Below are 24,451 nucleotides of genomic sequence, written 5' to 3' on the forward strand. Positions count from 1 at the left end.
TTACAACAATGTTAAAATATCCTAATAAGAGGAGCTAGACTACAGAAAATTCCAATCCTAAACTTAAAAATTAGTTATAGAAACTTTACGTGGTAAAAAACTTTAGCCTAACTGAGCTTTCAAATGAAGATGTCCCAATATGATAACACAGTAGAAATGGGTAACAGTAAATTCTTGACATCAACAACATCCTTTTAATATAGAATTGAAAAACCGTTTGACTATCATATGAGAATTTAGGCTATTATAGGCATTTATATGTAGATTAACCTAAATTTTCATACAAGCGTATAATAGCATAATTTTATAGTAAGAAATAGGTAAATGAAAAGTAATATAGAGATATAAAAAGGAAAGGGTGTACAGGTAGTATACTCATAGACCCATAAAAAATTGGCTTTACTTCATCGTGATAATTAACCGGTATTCATGCTATGTGTTAAGTGCGATATTTTTGAAATTCCTGTTGTTCTTGATACACGTAAATATGCTCTTTTTAATAGCAAACTTATAATTATAAATATGTGTGACTGGTATAATAAAATGAAAAATTTTGGCAAGCAAAAAAGGTAAAATAGAAGTGGTAGTTAAATATGCAAAATATAACTTTGCAAAACATAGGACCTTTGTAGATATTGATATACAAAATGAGGACTCGTTTAAATGGCTAGATGGAATAGGTAATGCTAAAGTACATGAAATAACAAGAAAGGTACCTAAAGAAGTGTTTACTCTGGAAAAGGAACACTTACAGAAAGTACCTAGTCTATTTAAAAATATTCAACCTAATGATAGTTTAACCTATTCTGTCAGAAAAAACAATACCATATCATGCAAATAGAATAGATGTCAGGTTCCAAAAGGCGCATATAGACCGGTTAAAGAAGTTAAGCTAATAATAAAAGATAATAAAATGAGTATAGTTGATTTAGATACCGAATTAGTTATAGCAACTCACAGTATCAGTAATCAAAAGGGTAAGTTAATTCAAATATATCACCCAGAAAGAGAAAAAAGAAAACCAAAGATGAAATGTATAATAAAGCCCTAAAATCTCTTGGAATGACAGATGAAGCAAAGGAGCTATTAGATAACATAAGAAAAAGAGAGATATTGTAGAGAACAGTTTGGATTAATAATATCGGTAGTAAAGGATTATGACGAAAAGCTAGTAAGACAAGCAGTAGAATACTGTGTAAAACGAAAGCTATTTAGTGCAGGAATGTTTAAAGATACACTAGAATATTTGAGTATAAAAAAAGAAACAGGTTCAGAAAAGAAATATGATAAAGCAAATCTATCCATCTCTTCAAAGTACCAAGATGTAAAACCAGAGATTAGAAACATTGATGAGTATATAAATGCTTTGAAGGGAGATAAAAAGACATGATAAACTAGAACAAATTAAAGATCATGCAAAAGAGCTTAATCTAAATTACTTAAGAATTAATGCAGATAAAATTATTGAAGAAGCTGATTTAAAAGACTATTCATATCAAGATATATTAATAATAATACTTGAGAATGAAATAGAATTAAGAGATAAAAAAGCACAGGAAAGAAGACTAAAAAACACAGGATTTCCAGTGATAAAGAAAATAGAAGACTTTGACTTAGATTTTCAAAAATCTATACCAAAGAAGCAAGTTAACAGGCTATTAGAAATGGAGTGGATAGATAGAATATATAATCTTACCTTGCTAGGTGCTCCAATAGTGATTAAGGAAGTCATTCTATCAGGACCAAATATTTAAAAATATTATAAAAGTAGGCATCAAAGTTATTACGGATCATAAGGAACTTGCAAGAGTGTCATCATATAAAGATGCTCTTCCGGAATAAACGCTTTATGTATTTAATTACAATACCATAGGTAGTTGCAAAATGTAATTTTAAAGTTATCCACAGAAAACAGGTAAATAAATGACTTTTCTAACTTTTGAAGATTTAATTTGAATAAAGTTTTTAATTTGCGAAATAGACCTCTCACAAATAGTCCTTAATCGATAAAGCTTTTGCCATTTTAAACTATCACGAGGCATTGAGGTATTGAATCGATAGTTGTTGTGAATAGTAACTTGCTTAACTCGACCACACTTTGAACTAGTCAAGGATTATCACAACTTAGAATGTAAGTGGTTCTGCCATTAATATTAGTTTTTTTAGCTTTAGGGCAGATATATTTTATCCTGTCAGCACGGTCTTTTTCACGAGTGATACCATCATAGACCATTGGCAAAGAATGATCATTAGGACAAAGAGGCACACCAACTTCATTAAAGCCTGGCTGTGGTAAATCTGAAGAATTACGAGGATTTAAGCTGATAATAGGCATAATGTTTCTTTTATGCAGATAAGCGTAATTATCATCAGCATCAAAACCAGAATCACCTAAAAAATATTTAAAAGTAAGATCAGGATGTAACTGAAAAAATGTTTCAAGAGAAGGAATTAAAGATTTAGAGTCATATAGATCTTTAATATCTTGAGGTCTTAAATCAAGGTCAATATTGTTATCAGTATCATAAAAATTAACGTCTCTAACAACACCAAGGGCGTTAGTAGAAATGATACATTTTTAGAAATACCCGAAATGACCATTAAGATAAGTAAGTTTAGCATCTGGATTAGAAGCAGCAAACTTAGGCATTTGGCTTTGAGCATATTTTTCAACATCAAGAGTAGAGTTAGGGTCATCTTTAGCAATCTTTTTAGCAAAAGCCTTAGCCTTACGAAGTTGAGATTGATAAAACTTAGGATTATTCTCAGAAACATAGGCTTCAAAGCCAGTAGTATCCGAGATTAAGATAGAAGCTAAAAAAGGGTTAGCTTTTTGGCAAAGCTCCTCAGTTACATCAACCAAGCCGTGAAATAGAAGATTTAAATCTTCTTGAAAATTAGATTTAAACCTAGAAAATTGAGATTTATCAGGCACAGTTAAAAAGCCACAAAACTTACGTAAATCAGGAGAAATATTAAGTAAAGTAATTAGAAGGTCAACAGTAGGAATGGATAAAATGTTTTTTAAGATAAAAAATCTTAACATAGATTCTAAAGAGAAATCTCTCTTTTTACCAAAATGAGCATAATACCTTTGATAAAAAGAAAAAGGGATAAAGGTACTAATATCAACGAACTGTTCAAGTAAAGAAAGTAAATTATTTTGATTTTTATGATAAAACTTATCGAAGTCAGTAGAAATATCACAAAAGTTTAATTGTTTAGCTGAAATTGGCATAAGTTTCTCCTTTCTTTATTTTTATAAGTTTTGAGTTATACACAATTTGGTCATTGTATATATACCCAAAACGGGGGGAACTTAGCCATTTCAATATATTTAAATGCAGTATTTGTGCGAGTTGTAGAGTTCTCAACGAGCTATGTACTATGTGAAGAAGGGGGAATATATTTATGCTAATCTATTTTTTTAAGAGCAAAAATAATACATACGCTTTAAAGACAGTATTGGTTGCTGTAATCATAATTTTATTTTCGTTTTTGGAAATCGCATTGGGCTTTCTTTTTAAGATTTTTTTAAATCGTGTAACAGGGGAAAATGACTATTCTTTATACACTTTAGCGTATATAGGAGTGGGGTTTGTAATATTACAGTTTATAGTAAGCTTTCTGTATGTTCTTTCAACCAATTCTCTAAAGAAGAAGATTAGTAATGAACTGACTTCAGATGTATTATCCAGTCTTTACAGCAGAGACTTAAAATATCTGACAGAGGAAAATAACGAATCCTCAGATATAAATCTCATAACAAATGAATTGTCGAGCCTATTCAACAACTATTATTTTATAATAATGAAGATTGTGACTGTTGGTGTTTCCTTTTTACTTGCCCTATATTATATAACAATGTTAAATGTTATTTATATCATACCACTTTTATTTACAGTGATAACAATGATAATTATGATTGTGGCTACAAAAAACAGAGTAAATAATGAGTGGATGAAAACAATGGAAAAACTGAATATTTTAATCAGAAAGATTAAAAATTACAGTAAAAACATAGTCATTATCAAGTCATTTGCATACAACGATGTAATACGCAACGACTTTAAAAGATATTACTCTGATTATAATAATAGCTTAACTTCTTACTCCAACACTAATGGCATAATTGAAAAAATCAATAATCTTTTAGGCACTACGCTTTTTATTTTAATATATCTAGTGTCAATCTATTTGAGTATTCATGGTCATATGACTGCAGGTGATATCGTCTTTATAATTCAAATTTCTAATTCAATTATGGCTCCAATATTCATGCTAGGATGGTTTACTAATTCTATAAATTCAACTAAGGGAATAAGAGATAAAGTAAAAAAAATTCTGGACTATAGTACACCTAAGGGACTAGATGTTAAATTAAGTGAAATCAGGGTAGAAAATTTATCATATGAATACAAGGAAAGCAAAAAGATTTTAGACAATATAAGTTTTACGGCCCGAAGAGGTGATATTATAGCAGTTATTGGTGAATCGGGCACAGGAAAATCAACCCTATTAAAAATACTTAATAAGCAATTGGATAAATATACGGGGCGAGTTTTAATTGACAATTTGGAGCTGAATAGTATTTCAGATGAATCATATTTTTCAAAGTTGAAATTATTGACTCAGACTCCTACTTATTTCGAGGATACCATAAAAAATAATATCATCATGAATCATGAATATGATGAGGAAAAATTCAATAAATATATAAAATTACTCAGGCTTGACACTATGTTATCCAGGTCGCTGCACGGAAAAGATACAATTTTGGATTCGGAACAGACTAACGTCAGTTTAGGTGAACTACAAAGAATCGCCCTTGCCAGATTACTGTACAGCGGATGTAAATATATATTGTTAGATGAGCCCTTTGCTTCATTAGATGATTATAATCAGCAGATTATTGAAGAGACATTACTTGAATTAGAAGACACATGTACTATAATAGTTTCACATAAATTTAGTGATGACTTTTTGAAAAAATGTACAAAAGTAATCCAGCTTCAGCATGTACATAATGGATTGGGGACTATACCCGGACTTTAAAATATGTATACCATTAGACACCTACACATAGTTTTGATGGGAGAAAAGCTTTATCAAATAGTATTTCTTTTCGGTTAAATTCAGAGATGTAGCAAACATGGGGAGTCAGGCTGTGGGTCAAGATAAGGGCATATCATATAGTGAGTGGGAATTTCACTGAGCAAGGTCTAAAAAACCATTCATAGCAAGTTTTGGACAACCCATGCTGTTAAGCGTAGACAGTTTTTTCTATTTAAATTTAGACAAATCAATGGTTAAGAAATATGAAATTTTCCAATCTATATTTGTATGCTCTGTTCATTAATTAATAACAATTGTTAAGGTTATTTAAGAAATTTTATTATAAAATTATTTAAAAAAGTATTGTATACAAAATTTTTATGTATTATAATGTTCTTGAATAGGAAAACTGATTTGTATTTAACAATTCTATAATTAAAAAAATAAAGCTGGATGAGAAATGCGGAAGAGACCAATATCAATTGGCGCCGAAGGAGTAAGTCATAAGTTTGCCATTTATGGAGAATCTCTCAGGCAAAAGGACCGTATTTGGACAGTTCTCTGGAAAGCCTATGGCACCGAAGGAGCAATTCTTGAAAAAGAAGAATCTCTCAGGTTTAGAACAGAGTAGAGGGGCACATAATAATGTTACTTCTATTCTGTTTTTTTGTGCTAAAATTTTCAGGATTGTAGGGAGTGAGATAATGGAGAAAGTAATTATTACAAACAATCCCTTGATAAAAGAAAAGTTTGCATCTACCTATGAAGTAGAGTTGTATCATAAGGATTACCTCGGAGTTTTAGAAACCGTTAGAGATAAAATTCATTTAGGGCATGAGCTTTTGTCCCATCCTTTAGCAGGTAGCATAAAACCTAATGAAACTCCGTACAGAACTATATTAATTTCGAAAAATAAAAAGCAATTAGATATGAAGTCTCTGACTATTATTGAAAGTGCCATAGAGACTACTAAAAAGTTTATAGCTAATAGACCAACACCAGATTGGAAAGATATTGCACTTTTTGATTTTCAAACAGTAGATTTATCTTTAATTGAAAATGTACTAAGCAACTTGATTTAGACTTGCATAAAATATAAAGGTTTGGGTAAATTTATTTGACAATGACAATATGTATTTTTATACTTATTATAGATTCATGTATTACACTTTACAAATGTTAGCCATTAAACCTTAGTGGATATAATTTATTATAAAATAAAGGAGTGAAGCACATGACAAATAATTTATACGATACAATAATTATCGGTTCAGGCCCTGCAGGTTTAGCAGCAGGTTTATACGCAGCAAGAGCTAAAATGAAAACACTTATATTAGAAAAAGAAAAAGCTGGTGGACAAATAGTTACTACTGAAGAAGTGGCTAACTATCCAGGTTCAGTTGAAAATGCTTCAGGACCATCTCTAATTGCAAGAATGGTAGAGCAATGTGATGAGTTTGGTGCAGAAAGAGTACTAGACGAAGTAAAAGAAGTACAATTACAAGACAAGATTAAAGTTATTAAAGGAGCAAAAGGGGAATACCATGCAAAATCAGTAATAATTGCAACTGGAGCTAAGCCAAGATTAATGGGATGTCCAGGTGAAAAAGAACTTACTGGTAAAGGTGTTTCATACTGTGCAACATGTGATGCTGATTTCTTTACTGACTTAGAAGTTTATGTTATAGGTGGTGGAGATTCAGCTGTTGAAGAAGCAATGTACTTAACTAAGTTTGCTAGAAAAGTTACTATAGTTCATAGAAGAGATGAGTTAAGAGCAGCTAAATCAATTCAAGAAAAAGCATTTAAAAATGAAAAGTTACATTTTATATGGAACTCAGTAGTTAAAGAAGTAAAAGGTGAAGGAATACTGGAATCCATGGTGCTTGAAAACAGAGTAACAGGAGAAATTACAGAAATAGTTGCAGATGAAGATGACGGTACATTCGGAGTATTTGTTTTCGTAGGATATGACCCAGTGACTTCATTGTTTGAAGGCATGGTAGAAATGGAAAATGGATACATAATAACAGATGACAACATGAAAACAAATATACCTGGGGTGTTTGCAGCAGGTGATTGTAGGGTAAAATCATTAAGACAAGTAGTTACTGCAACTGCAGATGGCGCTATAGCCGCTACTCAAGCTGAAAAATATATTGAGAATGCTTTTGAAGAGTAAAATTTTAAATATAAAACAAAAATTATAGGAGGGATATCTATGTTAGCAGTTGATAAGGATACTTTTGAAGTGGAAGTGCTCAAGGCAGAAGGTTATGTTTTAGTTGATTTTTGGAGTGAAGGTTGTGAACCATGTAAAGCATTAATGCCACATGTTCATGAACTTGCAGAAAAGTATGCAGGAAAAATGAAATTTACTAGCTTAGATACTGGTAAAGCTAGAAGACTTGCAATTTCACAAAAAATATTAGGCTTGCCAGTTATAGCAATTTACAAAGATGGACAAAAAATTGATGAATTAGTTAAAGATGATGCTACACCAGCAAATGTTGAAGCAATGATTCAAAAATATATATAACTATATAAATTTACTTTAGTTTGATTTAGGTAACCAACCTATAGAATGGGTTATAAAACCTATTCTGTAGGGTTACAATATATATGTCACAAGTGAAATATTAAGAGGAGGTGAACTCTATGCGCCTAGAAATAGGTAATATTATCATTAAAGATGTACAGTTTGGAGACAAAACAAAAGTAGATAATGGAATACTTTTTGTCAACAAGGAAGAACTAATCGCAGCAATAAGCGATGACGAAAACATAAAAAGTGTAGATGTAGAGTTAGCAAGACCAGGTGAAAGTGTTAGAATTACGCCAGTTAAGGACGTAATAGAGCCAAGAGTTAAGGTTGAAGGATCTGGCGGATTGTTCCCTGGAGTACTATCAAAAGTTGATGAAGTTGGTTCAGGAAGAACACATGTTCTAAAGGGTGCAGCAGTTGTTACAACAGGTAAGGTGGTTGCATTCCAAGAAGGTATCATTGACATGACTGGACCAGGTGCAGACTATACTCCATTTTCAAAAACAAATAATATTGTTTTAGTTATTCAACCTAAAGATGGTCTAAAACAACATGACCATGAAAGAACTGTTAGATTTGCAGGCTTAAAAGCAGCTGCTTATCTAGGAGAAGCTGGAAGAAATGTTGAAGCTGATGAAGTGAAGGTTTATGAAACACTACCTTTACTACAAGGTATTCAAAAATATCCAGAACTTCCAAAGGTAGCATATGTTCAAATGCTTCAAAGCCAAGGTTTAATGCATGACACTTATGTTTATGGTGTTGACGCTAAACAAACATTACCAACACTAATATACCCAACAGAGATAATGGATGGTGCTATTATAAGTGGTAACTGTGTTTCTGCTTGTGACAAAAACACAACTTATCATCACCAAAACAATCCAGTAGTACACGATTTATTCGAGAAACATGGAAAAGAGTTAAACTTTGTTGGCGTAATCATTACAAACGAGAATGTTTATCTAGCAGACAAAGAAAGATCATCAAACTGGGCTGCTAAATTAGCAGAATATTTAGGTGTTGATGGTGTTGTCATATCACAAGAAGGTTTTGGTAATCCAGATACTGACCTAATTATGAACTGTAAGAAGATTGAAAGAAAAGGCGTTAAGACTGTAATTGTTACTGATGAATATGCTGGTAGAGATGGTGCATCTCAATCATTAGCAGATGCTGACCCACTAGCAGATGCAGTTGTAACAGGTGGAAATGCCAATGAAGTAATCGAATTACCAGCACTTGATAAGGTTATTGGATATCTTGATCCAGTTAACACTATTGCAGGTGGATTCGATGGAAGCTTAAAGGAAGATGGTTCTATAGTAGTAGAGCTTCAAGCTATAACAGGAGCTACAAATGAACTAGGTTTCAATAAGCTAACAGCAAGAGGATTCTAAGATAATATAAATTAAGATGATATGAATAAAAAATGAAAGGAAGTGTGATGATGGGACTATTAGACGGTAAAAAAGTTATCGTAATAGGCGATAGAGACGGTATACCAGCTCCAGCAGTAGAAGAATGTCTAAAAGGCACTAGTGCAGAAGTAGTTTTCGCATCTACAGAGTGTTTTGTCTGAACGGCTGCAGGCGCTATGGACCTAGAAAATCAACAAAGAGTTAAGGATTTAACTGAAAAGCACGGAGCAGAGAACATACTTGTTCTTTTAGGTGCTGCTGAAGGAGAGGCTGCAGGTTTAGCAGCTGAAACAGTTACAGCAGGAGATCCAACTTTTGCAGGTCCATTAGCAGGAGTCCAGTTAGGACTTAGAGTATATCACGTTGTAGAGCCAGAAATCAAAGAAGAATTTGATGCAGATGTATATGACGAGCAAATTGGTATGATGGAAATGGTTCTTGATGTTGATGATATAATCAATGAAGTAAGCTCAATAAGAAAAGAATATTGCAAATTTAATGATTAATTAATAAATTTAATTACCCAAAAATACGAGAGGGGGGAAACTAATGAGTAAAATTAAAGTTGTTCATTATATAAATCAATTCTACGGTGGAATCGGTGGAGAAGAAAAAGCTGACCATAAACCAGAAGTAAGAGAAGGAGTTGTAGGACCAGGTATGGCTTTGTCCCAAAGCTTTGGTGGTGAAGCAGAAATAGTTGCTACAATTATCTGTGGAGACTCTTACTTTAACGAAAATTTAGAAGAAGCAAAAGCAGAAGTAATTGAAATGATCAAAAAATACAACCCAGATTTATTCATTGCTGGACCAGCATTTAACGCAGGTAGATATGGTGTTGCATGTGGTACAATTACTGATGCTGTTAAAAACGAGCTAGGAATCCCTGTTTTAACTGGTATGTACATTGAAAACCCTGGAGCAGACATGTTCAAGAAAAGTGTATATATAGTTTCAACAAAGAATAGTGCTGCAGGAATGAGAGATGCAGTGAAAACTATGGGTAAATTAGCTCTTAAATTAGCTAAAGGTGAAGAAATAGGTACACCAGCTGAAGAAGGATATATTCCAAGAGGAATAAGAAAGAACCTATTTGTTGATAAAAGAGGCTCTGAAAGAGCTGTTGAAATGCTCATTAAGAAACTTAAGGGAGAAGAATTCGTTACTGAATTCCCAATGCCTGACTTTGATAGAGTGGATCCTAACCCAGCAGTTAAGGATATTACTAAAGCTAAGATTGCATTAGTTACTTCTGGTGGTATAGTTCCAAAAGGAAATCCAGACCACATTGAGTCTTCAAGTGCTTCTAAATATGGTAAGTATGATATTGATGGAGTACAAGATTTAACAGAAGCAACTTATGAAACAGCTCACGGAGGATATGACCCAGTATATGCAAACACTGATGCTGATAGAGTTCTTCCTGTAGATGTTTTAAGAGAGATGGAAAAAGAGGGTAAAATTGGAGAACTACACAGATACTTCTATACTACAGTTGGTAATGGTACAGCAGTTGCAAGTTCTAAAGCATTTGCTGCAGAGTTTGCTAAAGAACTTAAAGCTGATGGAGTAGATGCAGTTATACTAACATCTACCTGAGGTACTTGTACACGTTGCGGTGCAACGATGGTTAAAGAAGTTGAGAGAGCAGGTATTCCTGTTGTTCATATGTGTACAGTAGTTCCTATTTCATTAACAGTAGGTGCTAACAGAATAGTTCCAACAATTGCTATTCCTCACCCACTTGGAAATCCAGCTCTAGACAAAGAGCAAGAGAAAGCACTAAGAAGAGGCTTAGTTGAAAAAGCATTAGTGGCTTTAACTACTGAAGTTGAAGGTCAAACAGTATTTGACAAATAATATTTGCTGGCTGCATTCGCAGCTAGCAGCTGCAAATAGCATAGAAGGGTGATAAATTTATCACCCTTTTATAAAAAGCAAAAGCGGCTATGACTAGTAAATAGTCTGTAGCTGCCAGCTGCGAGTTTAACAATATATGTTTTTTAATTATTTTGGAGGTGAAGTATATGTCATTCCCAGTAATAAAAGGTGCTGGATATATTCTAGCCCATACACCAGACATGGTGATACACAATGGTACAACACAAACTTCAGAAAGAGTTATTAACCCTAACTCAGAGTACTTAAAAGAGCTTCCAAAGCATTTACGTAGCTTTGAAGAAGTAGTAAGCTATCCACCAAATCAAACATATATAGGATCCATTACTCCACAAGAGTTAGGACAATTTGAACAGCCATGGTACGACAAAAAAGTAGAAGGTGCTAATAGATTTGGTAAACTAGGCGAAATCATGCCACAAGATGAATTTATAGGCTTAATGCAAATATGTGATGCTTTTGATCTTGTTAAATTAGAAAAAAGCTTTGCAGCTGATGTAAAAGAAAAATTAACTAAGCATCCTTTAATGAAAGAAGAGCTAGTTGCTAAGATAAAAGAAGGCGAAACAATAGAAGATATTAAGAAATTAATTGATGAGCATCATGCTGAAGCAATCTACAACAACAACGAGCTTGTAGGCTGTGTAAAAAGAGCACATGAAATAGATGTGAACTTAAATGCACATGTTTTATTTGAAAATTTAGTTGTTAAAGCATCAGGTGTTCTAGCGATGTTAAACTTATTAGATAAAAATGGAATTGATCCAAATAGTATAGAATATGTAGTTGAATGTTCAGAAGAAGCTTGTGGAGATATGAACCAAAGAGGTGGAGGAAACTTTGCTAAGGCAATAGCTGAAATGGCGGGCTGTAACAATGCTACAGGTTCAGATACAAGAGGATTCTGTGCTGCCCCTACTCATGCATTAATAGAAGCAGCTGCATTAGTACAAGCGGGAGTATATAAAAATGTTGTTTTAGTAGCAGGTGGAGCTTCAGCGAAATTAGGTATGAACGGTAAGGACCATGTTAAAAAAGGCTTACCTATACTAGAAGATGCTGTAGCAGGATTTGCTGTATTAGTAAGTGAAAATGATGGAGTTAATCCTATTTTAAGAACTGACCTAGTAGGTCGTCACACAGTAGGAACTGGTTCATCACCACAAGCAGTTATAACATCACTTATTACTACTCCATTAGATAAAGGAAACTTAAAGATTACTGACATAGACAAATACTCTGTTGAAATGCAAAATCCAGACATAACTAAACCAGCAGGAGCAGGAGATGTTCCAGCAGCAAACTATAAGATGATAGCTGCCCTTGGAGTTAAGAGAGGAGAGCTTGAAAGAGCAGATGTGGCTACATTTGGAGATAAATACGGTTTACCAGGATGGGCTCCAACTCAAGGACATATTCCTTCAGGAGTTCCATATGTAGGATTTGCTATTGATGATTTAACTAAAGGCGACGTAAACAGAGCTATGATAGTAGGTAAAGGAAGCTTGTTCTTAGGACGTATGACAAACCTATTTGATGGTGTTTCTATAGTTTTAGAGAGAAACAGTGGAAAAGTTGACGACGGTAAAGGCGTATCAGAAGAAGAAGTTAAGAAATTAGTAGCAGAGGCTATGAGAGAATTCGCGTCACATCTATTAGGAAATTAGAGGTGATATAAAATGTCAGATAATATAAAAAACATGATAGGCAAGGTATTTAATGACATAGCAGACGCTATGGAAACTGGGCAATTTGGACAAAAAGTAAGAGTTGGTATCACAGTATTAGGAAGCGAGCATGGAGTGGAAAACATTGTCAGAGGAGCTGAATTAGCTCAAAAGAGAAACTCTTCTGTAGAAGTTGTCCTAATTGGGCCAAAAGTAGATACTGAGCTTAAAATATATGAAGCTAACACAGAAGATGAGCAACATAAAAGAATGGAAGAACTTTTAGATAGTGGCGAAATAAATAGTGCTGTAACAATGCATTATACTTTCCCACTAGGAGTATCTACTGTAGGTAGGGTGGTAACCCCTGGAAAAGGTAAAGAAATGTTTATAGCAACAACAACAGGAACATCATCTGCACATAGAGTTGAAGGTATGGTAAAAAATGCACTATACGGAATAATCACAGCTAAAGCAATGGGAATTAAAAAACCAACAGTTGGGCTTCTAAATGTAGATGGTGTAAGACAAGTTGAAAGAGCATTAAATGAATTAAAATCCAATGGCTATGACTTTGATTTTGCTGAGTCTATGAGGTCAGATGGTGGCTCAGTGATGAGGGGAAATGACTTGTTAACTGGAACACCAGATGTAATGGTAACGGACTCATTAACTGGAAACCTTTTAATGAAAATATTCTCATCATACACTACAGGTGGAGACTATGAAGCTATGGGCTTTGGATATGGACCTGGAATAGGAGAAGACTATGAAAGAACTATCCTTATCCTATCTAGAGCTTCAGGAGTTCCTGTTGTTGCTAATGCAATCGAATTCGCTGCTGGCCTTGCTCAAGGTAAAGTTATAGATATTTCAAAAGAAGAATTTGCTAAGGCTAAGAAAGCAAAGTTTGACGATATATTGAAGGGCTTAAAGAAAGATACAAAGAAAGAAAGTACAGAAGATTCAGGTGAAGTAGTGGCGCCTGCTAAAGAGGTAGTTACTGGTTCAATTTCTGGTGTTGATATTATGGAACTAGAAGATGCAGTCGTAACACTTTGGAAAAATGGTATTTATGCAGAAAGTGGAATGGGCTGTACAGGACCTATAGTAATGGTTAATGAAGCAAAAGTAGATCAGGCAGTTGAAGTTTTAGCAAAAGCAGGATATATTGCTGGAGAATCTACTCCTTGTTAACAGATTGCAGAACTCTCTTATTTTATACAGATCACATATAGTAGTTTAAGATAAATCCATAAAAAATCCGGACTTAGTCCGGATTTTTTATGGCACAGATGTATTTAAGAAATGCACTTTAATAATGCTTCAAGATTAATTTTTTACTTCTATATTGATTCTGGCTGAATATATATTAGAAGAATATATTGGACAAATTTTCTATGATTTTATACTTTTCATATTTTAAAAGAAGGATTATTAATAAGTTTGTAGAATATAATATGAGTGGTAGGTAAAACACAATTCATAACACATTACAAGGAGGATTTAAAATGAGAAAAAAAGTTTTATCGTTAACTTTTGTGGCTATTTTAGTGTTATCCTTAGCAGTAGGATGTACTACAGGTGGGGATAGTGAAATTGTAGTTGGTATGATAACAGATACAGGTGGATTAGGAGATCAATCATTTAACGATTCAGCATGGGCTGGACTTGAGAAAGCTAAAAAAGAGTTAAAAATTGCTCCTAAAGTTTTAGAGTCACAATCAGCTGACGACTATGGTCCAAACCTAACTAGCTTTGCAGAAGAAAAAGCGGATTTAATAATTGGTGTTGGATTCCTTTTTGAAGAAAGTATGAAAGCGGCTGCAGAACAGTTTCCAGAACAAAAATTTGCAGTAGTTGATACAGTTATTGATGCTCCAAACGTAGCTTCTCTTACATTTGCAGCAAATCAAGGGTCTTATCTAGTAGGAGTAGCAGCTGGATTAGCTACAGAAACAAACAAAATTGGATTTATCGGTGGAATGCAGTACCCTACAATTCAAGAATTTGAGTTTGGATTTAGAGCAGGAGTTAAAGCAGTTAATCCAGATGCAGAAGTATTTGTTCAATATGCAGATTCTTTTGAAGACGCAGGTAAAGGAAAAGAAATTGCACTTGCTCAACATAACAAGGGTGCAGATGTTATATACCATGCTGCTGGTGGAGTTGGAGTTGGTTTAATGCAAGCAGCTGAAGAGAAAGGGTTCTGGGCAATCGGAGTTGACCGAGACCAATCTGAACTTGCTCCAAAGAATGTACTTTGCTCAATGATAAAAAGAGTAGATGCAGCAACTTATTCAATTTCTAAAGATATAGTAGATGGTAAATTTGAAGGTGGATTGAAGAAATATGATGTAACTGATGGAGCTATAGGCTACAGTGACAATGCTGGCAACCTACCTGAGGATATTAAAGCTGTAATGGAAGAACATAAGCAAGCTATAATTGATGGTAAAATAGTTGTACCTAACACTGAAGAAGAGTTTAATGCTTTCCAAATTCCACAACTATAATTTCAATATCTAAATTATAACAGATATTGAAATATCCTAAATAAAAGAGTATAATTATACTGGGTCAGGTGTTAAACCATCTGACCTTTATTTTCTATTTAAGGAGGGATTAAGTTTGGCATGTGTAGTGGAAATGAAAAATATAACTAAAATATTTCCCGGTGTAGTAGCCAATGATAATGTTAACTTTACTTTAAAAAAAGGTGAAACTCATGTTCTATTAGGTGAAAATGGTGCGGGAAAGACTACACTTATGAATATTTTATATGGCTTGTACATGCCTACATCAGGAGAAATATATATTCATGGAGAAAAAACAGTTATAAGTAATCCTAATATAGCTATTGAAAAGGGAATTGGTATGGTTCATCAACATTTTATGCTTGTACCACCTTTTACTATTGCTGAAAATATAGTTCTTGGAAGAGAACCTTCAAAAATTAATGGTTTAAATTTAGACATGAAAAAAGCCATCAACGACGTTATAGAGATATCAGATAAATACGGACTAGCAGTAGATCCTAATGCAAAAATTCAGGATATAAGTGTAGGTATGCAACAAAGAGTTGAAATATTAAAAGCCCTTTACAGGGGAGCCGACATTCTAATATTAGACGAGCCAACAGCTGTTCTTACTCCTCAAGAAATAGATGAGTTGGGGGTAATATTAGATAATCTTAAGAAGCAAGGAAAGTCTATTATATTGATTACTCATAAACTCAAAGAAGTTATGTCTATGAGTGACAGGGTGACTGTTATTAGAAGAGGCAAAGTAACTAATACACTTAACACTGCAGATACTAACACTGATGAATTAGCTGAACTAATGGTTGGGAGAAAAGTAAACCTTGTGGTAGAGAAAGAAGAGCAAAAAAAGGGTAGTGTGATATTAGAGGTTAAGGACCTAGAGGCATTGGACAATAGAGAACTACCTGCCCTAAAAAAAGTTAGTTTCGAAGTACATGCAGGAGAAATACTTGCCATAGCTGGTGTAGATGGTAATGGACAAACTGAACTAGTAGAAGTTTTAACTAGTCTTAGAAAAGTGAAATCAGGAACTATAAGGTTAAATGGTAAAGATATTACAAAAGCTAGTACAAAAGAAATTATAGAAAATGGTGTAGGTCATATTCCCGAGGATAGACATAAAAGAGGTTTAGTGTTAAATCATTCTCTAGCAGAAAACTTCATTCTAGGAAACCACAGAGAAAAACCTTTCAGCATAAATGGAATTATGGACTATAAGAAAATTCACGAACATGCTTTAGAACTAATAGAAGAATTTGATGTTAGGACTCCAAATGAGTTAGTAGCAGCAAAATCGCTATCAGGTGGAAACCAACAAAAAGTTATTATTGCAAGGGAGATTTATAGAGATCCTGTTTTGCTAATTGCTTCACAGCCTACAAGAGGACTTGATGTTGGAGCTATAGAATTTGTCCACAGAAGAATTGTAGAACAAAGAAATAGCGGGAAAGCGGTTTTACTTGTCTCATTAGAGTTAGATGAAGTTATGGCATTAGCAGATAGAATAGCTGTTATTTATGATGGAAAAATAGTAGGAATATTGGATTCAAAGGATGCTACTGAAAGAAAACTAGGAATAATGATGGCTGGAGGTAAGATAGATGACTAAGGAGAATAAAGAGGTGAGAAAATGAACAAGAAGGATAGTAAATTCAGAGCTTTTATAGAAAATGTAAAATTTCCTGTTATAGCTGTATTATTATCATTTGTTATTGGAGCTATATTCATAATAATATCAGGAAACAATCCTTTAGTTGCATATGAAGCCTTAATAATAGGAAGTTTAGGTAGTATTCCTGCCCTTGGAGAAACACTACTTAAAACTACCCCGCTAATATTTACTGGATTAGCAATTGCCTTTGCATTTAGATGCGGACTATTCAATATTGGAGCTGAGGGACAGTATATTGCAGGAGCTATATTTACAGTAGCTTCAGCCCATATATTTAGAGGGCTTCCTCATTTTGCTTTAATTCCGGTAATTCTGATAGCTGGTGCTTTGGGTGGAGCTTTATGGGCTTCTATAGTAGGCTTCTTAAAGGCACGACTAGGGATACATGAAGTTATTACGAGTATAATGCTAAACTATACAGCCATGTTTGTAGGAAACTATTGTATTAGAACAGTTTTAAATCCTTCTAGACTAGAAGGTGCTACACAGAAGGCCCATACTGTATTATTGCCAGAGGCAGCGCGACTTACAAAATTTAAGGATATACTGCCTTCAATTTTTGGGCATTCAAGTGTTAATACCTCACTAATAATCGCTGTTCTATGTTGTATAGCTGCATACTATATTCTATTCAAAACTGCTTTAGGTTATGAAATACGTTCTGTTGGACAAAGTCCATTAGCAGCTGAATATGGTGGGATTAGTATTACAAAAAATCTTTTAACAGCAATGCTTATATCAGGTGCTTTTGCAGGCTTAGCTGGAACTGCACAAGTAGCAGGACTAACTTATAAGGTTGATATGGCACCTGCATTACCTGGATATGGATTTACAGGTATAGCAGTGGCACTGGTAGGAAAGAACCATCCGCTTGGAGTATTAGTAAGTGCTCTCCTTTTTGGAATACTCAGTAATGGTGAAAGAAAGATGCAAATTGCTGGTATTCCAAAGGAAATCGTAGGAATAATCCAAGGAGTTATTATAATTTTCATTGCAGGAGAACAAATCGTGAAAATCATAACTAAGCACAGGGAAAAAAAGAATAATACTGAGGAGGTGGCATAATGCTTCTAGTGATTTTAGCCATATTTGCTTCAGGCTTAAGATTAGCTACACCTCTAATTTTCTCAGCTATGGGAGGAGTATTCTCTGAGAGATCTGGAGTTTTTAATATAGCTTTAGAAGGTATTATGGTAATGGGCGCTTTCTTTGCAGTTTTAACAACTTATTTTACTAATCTTCCTTGGTTAGGAGTATTAGCTGCTATTATAGCAGGTATTCTTACATCTTTGTTACTTGCTGTATTAGCTGTACATTTGAAAGCAGATCAAACTATTACAGGTGTTGCTATAAACCTATTGACTGCAAGCTTTACAGCATATCTACTTGAAATTATTTGGCATCGTTCTGGTCAAACTGACCCGTTAAAGAATGCATTAACAAAGAACCCATTTCCTGTGTTAGAAAAGATACCCGGGATTGGAGTATTTTTTGCACAAATACCAATATTTGTATATATTGCATTTGCTACAGTAGCTATATCTTACTATGTTCTATGGAAGACACCTTTTGGGTTAAGGGTTAGAGCTGTAGGAGAACATCCTAGGGCTGCAGATACAGTTGGTATCGATGTATATAAGATTAGATATATTTGTGTAATGATTAGTGGTGCTTTAGCTGGTCTTGCAGGAGCTTCATTATCATTAGGCACTATAAACCTATTTAGAGAAGGTATGACTGCTGGTAAGGGTTTTATTGCTATTGCAGCTGTAATATTTGGTAAGTGGCATCCAATCGGAGCCATGTTGGCATGTATTTTCTTTGGACTTACTGAAGCTATACAGATTCAAGCATCAATGCTTGGATTAAATGTTCCATCAGAACTTTTACAAGCTTTACCTTATGTAGCTACTGTCTTAGCTTTAGTAGGAGTAGTTGGAAGAGCAGTAGGACCAGCAGCAGGTGGTCAGCCTTATGATAAAGGTGAAAAGTAGAATTTATGTAGAGAAAATTATATTTTTTTAGAATTTAAAAGATCCATATCATTTGCTCATGATGAATGTATTCTAGAGAGTAATGAACGGATCTTTTTTTTAAACTCTTTAGTAAATAACATTAAATTCTGCGAAAATTTTAATTATCTGATATAATAGTAGTAGGGAATGATGGACTAAAGATAATATAATAAACTACTTTATGTTATTAGATAAAAATGTAATGTTAGGAGTGAGCCATATGCGTCTAGGATTTGATTTGACATTAGAGCAAGCGCAAAAATTAATTATGACACCAGAGCTAAGACAAGCTATTCAAATACTTCAATTTACTGGGCAAGAGCTATGGCAATACGTTGAAAAGCAAATGGAAGATAATCCATTGTTAGAGCTGGAAAATAAAAGAGAGAATGAGGAAAACATTGAAGCTTACGATAATAAGCTTAAGGAAGTAGATTGGAAGGAATATTCAGAGCAATATGATGATATAAGCTATAGAAATACAATAAATAGAGATGAAAATGAGAATACATTTGAAAACTACGTATCTGCACGAACCTCTTTAAAGGAACATTTGTTTTTTCAACTAAATTTATCTATATTTGACAAAAAACTTAAGAAAATTGGAGAATTTATTATTGAATGTATAGATAGAAATGGATATCTTATTAACTCTGCTTCAGAGATAGCAGAGCAGTTAAGTGTTGAGGTAAATCTTGTTGAAAAAGTAATCAAGATAATTCAAACATTTGAACCAGCAGGCATATGTGCAAGAAATCTGAAAGAGTGTCTACTTTTACAGCTTGAAGCAAAAGGGGTAAATAATCCTGACATTCGTGAAATAATTATTAACTATTTAGAAGATGTGGCACAAAATCGATTATCTAAAATATCAAAGGAGTTAAATATTAGTCTAAAAAGCGTACAGTGGATATGCGATTTTATTAAATCATTAGAACCTAAACCTGGTAGAGGATTTGCTCATGATAGTGATGAGGTTAAATATATCATACCTGATGTTTATTTATATTATGTTGAGGGAGAGTATGTAATACAAGTAAATGACTCTTCTTCACCAAGATTAATTATTAATAATTATTATAGACAATTATTAAGTAAATCAAGTGACGAGAGTACTATGAACTTTCTCAATGATAGGCTAAACTCAGCAATGTGGCTAATAAAGAGTATAGAACAAAGAAGGATGACTATTTATAAAGTAGTTGAATCTATATTAAAGTATCAAATTGATTTTTTTGAGAAAGGAACAAAATCATTAAAGCCTTTAACCTTGAAAGACATTGCAGAGGAGATTGGTGTTCATGAGTCTACAGTCAGTAGGGCAACTAATGGTAAATACATTCAAACACCTAGGGGATTATTTGAACTCAAATATTTCTTTTCAAGTGGAATAAGTAGTGGAGATGGTACTATATCTTCTACGAGCATAAAATCAATTATTAAAGAGATAGTTGAAAATGAAAATCCTAAAAAACCACTTAGTGATCAACAAATTGTAAAGATTCTTAAGACTAAAAATATAGATATATCTAGAAGAACAATTGCTAAATACCGTGACGAATTAGGTATAGCTTCCTCATCTGGAAGAAGAAGATATTAAAACCTTACATTGTATAACTTTTAATAGGGCAAATTTATTTGATTTGTCGAAATAACATAAAAGGTGTAAAATAATATTAAATATATATACTAGTAGCCAAAAAACTGGGTAAAAATATAAAAAGGTTTTTATCAAGCAAAAAAACAAAGGAAGTCTTTAATGAAACACATTTTATGGATAGTATAAATAGAGAAAATTTAATACTATCCTATTGGGTATAAAAAATAAAAAAGGAGCGAGAAGTATGAGTGAAGTTTTAGATATTATTAAAGACAAAACATTGACATATGAGCAAAGAGTTTTATCACTTGCACGAGCAGCAGAAAATAGTTTAAATGTATTAAACATTAGTGAAGAGGTTCAAAGGCTTAGAGATGAAGGAATAATATGTGGACTCAATGAAGGAAATGCACCATATAGACCTAGGTATATTGTTCCTGATTATGAAAAATTTATGAAAAATGGAAGCGAGTTCTTAGGCTTACATCCTGCTAAGGACATATGGGAGGCTACAAATAATCTTTTAATTCTTTATAAACATGTACCATCAATTACTTCCTTCCCTGTCTATATTGGAAATATAGACACATTATTAGAGCCATATATAGGAGACGAAGAGGAAGCATATAAAGCTATAAAATTATTTTTATTGCATATAGATAGAACAATAACGGATTCTTTTTGTCATGCTAATATTGGACCAACAGACACAAAGGCAGGCAGATTAATATTAAGAGCTTCAAAAGAGTTAGAAACAGCTATTCCAAATATTACATTAAAATACAGTGAAAGCACACCAGATGACTTTGCCATTGAAGCAATAGATACAGCTTTAGTGACTGCTAAACCTAGCTTTGCAAACCATGAAATGTTCGCAGAAGAATTTAATAACAACTATGCAATAGTTAGCTGTTATAATGGACTTACAATAGGCGGGGGAAGCTATACTTTAGTCAGATTAAACTTAGCAGGACTGGCAAAGAAGGCAAAGGATGAACAAGACTTCTTAGATAATGTATTACCTGATGTAGTAGAGAAAATGGCAGGATATATGGATGAAAGAATTAGGTTTATTGTTGAAGAAAGTGGATTCTTTGAAACACACTTCCTTGTAAAAGAAGGTTTGATACAAAAAGATAGATTTACAGCAATGTTTGGGATGTTTGGACTTGCAGAATGTGTAAACCATTTTATTAATTCCGAAAAACAATCAGATAGATTTGGACATAGCGATAAGGCTAATGAGCTAGGAGTTAAGATTATAGAAAGACTTAATGAAGAAGTAAATAAACATAATAATCCATACTGTAAAATATCAGACAATAAATTTTTACTTCATGCTCAAGTAGGTATTGAAACAGATTATGGTATTAGTCCAGGATGTAGAATTCCTATTGGTGAAGAACCTGAACTTCATGAGCATATAATTCAAACTGCATTATTCCATAAGTTCTTCCCATCTGGAATAGGTGATATATTCCCATTTGAGGAAACTGCAAAGAAAAATCCAGAATCAATCTTAGACATAATCAAAGGAGCATTTAAAGAAAAAATGAGATATTTCTCTCTCTACTCATCAGATAGTGATGTGATTAGAATAACTGGATATCTTGTAAAGAAATCAGATATGGAGAAACTAGCTAAGGGAGAGCAAGTACTCCAAGATACAGTAGTGTTGGGATTAGGTGCAGCCAACAATTCTAGGATACTTGAGAGAAAGGTTAGGTAAAATGATAAGAGGTTTAGTAAATAGAATTATTCCCTTTAGCTCTGTAGATGGACCTGGAAACAGAACTGCGATTTTTCTTCAAGGTTGCAACTTTAACTGTCTTTACTGCCACAATCCAGAGACTATAAACCAATGCAACAACTGTGGACTATGTGTAGATGCATGTCATTATAATGCATTATCAATAGTAGATGGAAAGGTTATATGGGATAAATCTGCTTGTGAGAAATGTGATGAGTGTCTTAAGGCATGTAATAGAAATAGCTCCCCAAAGGTAGTTGAGATGACAGTAGAAGAGATAATTGCTGAGATAAAAAAAGTCAAATCCTTTATTTCTGGTATAACAGTATCAGGTGGTGAATGTACGTTACAGGCAAACTTTCTAACAGAATTATTTAAAGAAGCAAAGAAACTTGGACTAACTACATTTGCTGATACCAATGGATATATACCTCTTAAGGACAAGAAGGACCTACTAGATGTTATGGACAAGGCAATGGTAGATATTAAATCCTTTGATAGTGATGAACATAAGATGCTTACTGGAAAAGATAACTCAACAGTCCTTGAAAATGTAAAACTATTAGCTAGCATAGACAAGCTTTTTGAGGTAAGGACCGTTATAGTGCCTGAAGTATTGAATAACTATTATAATGTTGATCAAATAAGTAAGCTTATAGCAAAATTAGATCCTAATATAAGGTACAAAATTATAAAATACAGACCTTTAGGAGTTAGAACAGGCATGATTCAAAGCCATACTCCTTCCGATGAAATGATGAACGAACTTCATGACATTGCCAAAAAAAATGGGCTTAAAGATATAGTATTGTTATAAAGGAACATTTAATTAAAAGTACACAACAAAAGTTGGTCAATAAATCTAACTTTTGTAGGTGTACTTTTTTAGTTGGATTAGCTTAGTCATAAATGGACACAATAATTGAAAAGATAAAATATGAAAAAGTTTTATCTTAACAAAATATATAAAGGTATTGAATTTTATTATTAATATAGTATAATAAAGGTGAGATTATTTTTTTATTCCAATACCGGGACAATTTTTAAACTCCGGGACTACATATGACCTACAATTAAGAAAATAATAATAGTAATGACTATAAAGCATAATGGCAGAGAATAAAAGAAATACTAAGTATTGTATTAGATTTGCTTTATATACAGTTATAATAATGGGTCATTTTTCGACATCTTGGACACAATTCGTCCGCAAGGAGTGTGTTTTGATGAAAGATCTGATTGAACTTCAGAAAAAAATCACACCTGAAATAATTGATATTTTAGAGAAAAGGTATTCAATACTCAGAAATATCTATTATAATCAGCCTATAGGAAGAAGAGCTTTAGCCAATAATTTAGGTCTTGGCGAAAGAGTTATAAGAACAGAAGTAGGTGTTTTAAAAGAACAAGGACTTCTAGACATTGAGACTAATGGAATGAATGTTACAGAAGAAGGAAAAATAATAATTGATAAATTAAAGGATTACATTCATGGATTAAGGGGGCTTAATAGTTTAGAGAAAAAGATTAGGGATATGCTAAGCATAGATAAGGTATATATTGTACCAGGGGATTTAGATGACGATATCATTGCATTCAGAGAAATGGGCAAAACAGCGTCTAATCTTATAAAGCAAGTTACTAAGGAGGGCTATATTATAGGAATTACAGGTGGTACTACTATGGCCCAAGTTGCAGAAGAAATGACAATTGAAAAGACTAAAAGGAATATTACAGTAGTCCCTGCTAGAGGAGGACTGGGAAAGGAACTTGAAACACAGTCAAATAATATTGCGGCCAAAATTGCAAAAAAACTAGGAGGAAGCTATAGGCTCCTGCAAGTCCCTGATAATGTTGGAATTGAAGCTTTAAATGCTCTAATGACTGTTCATGAGGTAAAAGAGGTTTTGGATATTATTAAGAATATGGACATATTAGTCTTTGGCATAGGTAGAGCAGATGTTATGGCCAAGAGGAGAGAATTACAACAGGATAAGATAGACGAGATAAAAAAAGCAGGGGCAGTAGCAGAAGCATTTGGTCACTACTTTAATACTAGTGGAGATATTGTTCTAGAGACGAGTACAATTGGTTTATCTCTAGAGGACTTTAAGAAAATAAACACAGTTATAGGAGTAGCAGGTGGAAAAGATAAAGCTGAGGCAATTGTTGCAGTATGTAAACTACATAGAAATTTGACACTTGTAATTGATGAAGCTGCAGCTAGAAAAATATTATCTATGAATAAAAATGCTACAATATAGTAGCTAATAATATTAAAGGA

23 protein-coding genes and 1 riboswitch are annotated in these 24,451 nt (G+C 33.3%); of the genes, 21 read left to right on the forward strand and 2 right to left on the reverse strand.

The window, feature by feature from the left end:
• The first annotated feature begins 553 nt into the window (after positions 1–553).
• From DW1_RS07005 to DW1_RS07010, 4 genes are all read left to right on the forward strand, one after another.
• Positions 554–841 (forward strand): hypothetical protein, encoded by a 288-nt coding sequence (locus DW1_RS07005; RefSeq protein WP_074349904.1) that lies wholly within the window; start codon positions 554–556, stop codon positions 839–841.
• Positions 842–913: 72 nt separating this feature from the next.
• The gene (locus DW1_RS15520; RefSeq protein ID WP_159433566.1) at positions 914–1,051 is read left to right on the forward strand and encodes a hypothetical protein; all 138 of its coding nucleotides are present in this window, start codon (positions 914–916) and stop codon (positions 1,049–1,051) included.
• A 195-nt stretch (positions 1,052–1,246) separates the two neighbouring features.
• Entirely contained in the window at positions 1,247–1,390 is a 144-nt protein-coding gene (locus tag DW1_RS15525; RefSeq protein ID WP_159433567.1) for a hypothetical protein, read from the forward strand.
• 13 nt (positions 1,391–1,403) lie between these two features.
• Positions 1,404–1,754, forward strand: a complete 351-nt coding sequence (locus tag DW1_RS07010; RefSeq protein WP_278335731.1) for an ATP-binding protein — start codon at positions 1,404–1,406, stop codon at positions 1,752–1,754.
• A gap of 353 nt (positions 1,755–2,107) precedes the next feature.
• Here the strand turns inward: DW1_RS07010 and DW1_RS15280 are convergent, their stop codons facing one another.
• Both DW1_RS15280 and DW1_RS07015 read right to left on the reverse strand, forming a co-directional pair.
• Positions 2,108–2,335, reverse strand: a complete 228-nt coding sequence (locus DW1_RS15280) for a hypothetical protein (RefSeq protein WP_143474375.1) — start codon at positions 2,333–2,335, stop codon at positions 2,108–2,110.
• A 243-nt stretch (positions 2,336–2,578) separates the two neighbouring features.
• The gene (locus DW1_RS07015) at positions 2,579–3,238 is read right to left on the reverse strand and encodes a transposase (RefSeq protein ID WP_074349905.1); all 660 of its coding nucleotides are present in this window, start codon (positions 3,236–3,238) and stop codon (positions 2,579–2,581) included.
• 173 nt (positions 3,239–3,411) lie between these two features.
• Here DW1_RS07015 and DW1_RS07020 point away from each other — a divergent pair, with 173 nt between their 5' ends.
• The 17 genes from DW1_RS07020 (at position 3,412) to DW1_RS07110 (ending at position 24,431) form a co-directional block, all read left to right on the forward strand.
• Entirely contained in the window at positions 3,412–5,055 is a 1,644-nt protein-coding gene (locus tag DW1_RS07020; protein WP_074349906.1) for an ATP-binding cassette domain-containing protein, read from the forward strand.
• A gap of 453 nt (positions 5,056–5,508) precedes the next feature.
• A riboswitch (glycine riboswitch) is annotated at positions 5,509–5,611 on the forward strand.
• Entirely contained in the window at positions 5,574–6,137 is a 564-nt protein-coding gene (locus DW1_RS07025; protein WP_242942449.1) for a GrdX family protein, read from the forward strand. (Overlaps the previous riboswitch by 38 nt.)
• A 152-nt stretch (positions 6,138–6,289) precedes the next feature.
• Positions 6,290–7,237, forward strand: a complete 948-nt coding sequence (trxB, locus tag DW1_RS07030; RefSeq protein ID WP_074349907.1) for a thioredoxin-disulfide reductase — start codon at positions 6,290–6,292, stop codon at positions 7,235–7,237.
• 39 nt (positions 7,238–7,276) lie between these two features.
• Positions 7,277–7,594 (forward strand): thioredoxin TrxA, encoded by a 318-nt coding sequence (locus tag DW1_RS07035; protein WP_074349908.1) that lies wholly within the window; start codon positions 7,277–7,279, stop codon positions 7,592–7,594.
• A gap of 119 nt (positions 7,595–7,713) precedes the next feature.
• Entirely contained in the window at positions 7,714–9,000 is a 1,287-nt protein-coding gene (locus tag DW1_RS07040) for a glycine/sarcosine/betaine reductase component B subunit (protein WP_074349909.1), read from the forward strand.
• Positions 9,001–9,050: 50 nt separating this feature from the next.
• Positions 9,051–9,527: a glycine/sarcosine/betaine reductase complex selenoprotein A gene (grdA, locus tag DW1_RS07050; protein ID WP_083605575.1), complete on the forward strand. Its 477-nt coding sequence runs from the start codon at positions 9,051–9,053 to the stop codon at positions 9,525–9,527.
• Between the two features lie 43 nt (positions 9,528–9,570).
• Entirely contained in the window at positions 9,571–10,881 is a 1,311-nt protein-coding gene (gene grdB, locus DW1_RS07055; RefSeq protein WP_083605576.1) for a glycine reductase complex selenoprotein B, read from the forward strand.
• A gap of 167 nt (positions 10,882–11,048) precedes the next feature.
• A complete protein-coding gene (gene grdC, locus DW1_RS07065) occupies positions 11,049–12,587 on the forward strand; it encodes a glycine/sarcosine/betaine reductase complex component C subunit beta (protein WP_074349914.1) in 1,539 nt (512 codons plus the stop codon).
• A 12-nt stretch (positions 12,588–12,599) separates the two neighbouring features.
• Entirely contained in the window at positions 12,600–13,784 is a 1,185-nt protein-coding gene (grdD, locus tag DW1_RS07070) for a glycine/sarcosine/betaine reductase complex component C subunit alpha (RefSeq protein ID WP_074349915.1), read from the forward strand.
• A 314-nt stretch (positions 13,785–14,098) separates the two neighbouring features.
• On the forward strand, positions 14,099–15,103 hold the full coding sequence (locus tag DW1_RS07075; protein WP_074349916.1) for a BMP family lipoprotein: 1,005 nt from the start codon (positions 14,099–14,101) through the stop codon (positions 15,101–15,103).
• Positions 15,104–15,218: 115 nt separating this feature from the next.
• The gene (locus tag DW1_RS07080; RefSeq protein ID WP_143474376.1) at positions 15,219–16,739 is read left to right on the forward strand and encodes an ABC transporter ATP-binding protein; all 1,521 of its coding nucleotides are present in this window, start codon (positions 15,219–15,221) and stop codon (positions 16,737–16,739) included.
• Between the two features lie 21 nt (positions 16,740–16,760).
• Positions 16,761–17,867, forward strand: coding sequence for an ABC transporter permease (locus tag DW1_RS07085; RefSeq protein WP_074349917.1), 1,107 nt, complete (start codon positions 16,761–16,763; stop codon positions 17,865–17,867).
• Complete coding sequence (locus tag DW1_RS07090; protein WP_200800490.1) at positions 17,864–18,796, forward strand: ABC transporter permease; 933 nt, start codon at positions 17,864–17,866, stop codon at positions 18,794–18,796. Before DW1_RS07085 ends, DW1_RS07090 begins: the two co-directional genes overlap by 4 nt.
• A 241-nt stretch (positions 18,797–19,037) precedes the next feature.
• Positions 19,038–20,417 carry an RNA polymerase factor sigma-54 gene (gene rpoN, locus DW1_RS07095; protein WP_074349919.1) on the forward strand — a complete coding sequence of 460 codons (1,380 nt, stop codon included), beginning with the start codon at positions 19,038–19,040 and terminating at the stop codon, positions 20,415–20,417.
• A gap of 244 nt (positions 20,418–20,661) precedes the next feature.
• Positions 20,662–22,146: a YjjI family glycine radical enzyme gene (locus tag DW1_RS07100; RefSeq protein ID WP_074349920.1), complete on the forward strand. Its 1,485-nt coding sequence runs from the start codon at positions 20,662–20,664 to the stop codon at positions 22,144–22,146.
• Position 22,147: 1 nt separating this feature from the next.
• Positions 22,148–22,984, forward strand: a complete 837-nt coding sequence (locus DW1_RS07105; protein WP_074349921.1) for a YjjW family glycine radical enzyme activase — start codon at positions 22,148–22,150, stop codon at positions 22,982–22,984.
• A 409-nt stretch (positions 22,985–23,393) separates the two neighbouring features.
• Complete coding sequence (locus DW1_RS07110) at positions 23,394–24,431, forward strand: sugar-binding transcriptional regulator (RefSeq protein ID WP_074349922.1); 1,038 nt, start codon at positions 23,394–23,396, stop codon at positions 24,429–24,431.
• Positions 24,432–24,451 lie beyond the last annotated feature (20 nt).

It is taken from the genome of Proteiniborus sp. DW1 (assembly GCF_900095305.1).
GTDB lineage: Bacteria > Bacillota > Clostridia > Tissierellales > Proteiniboraceae > Proteiniborus.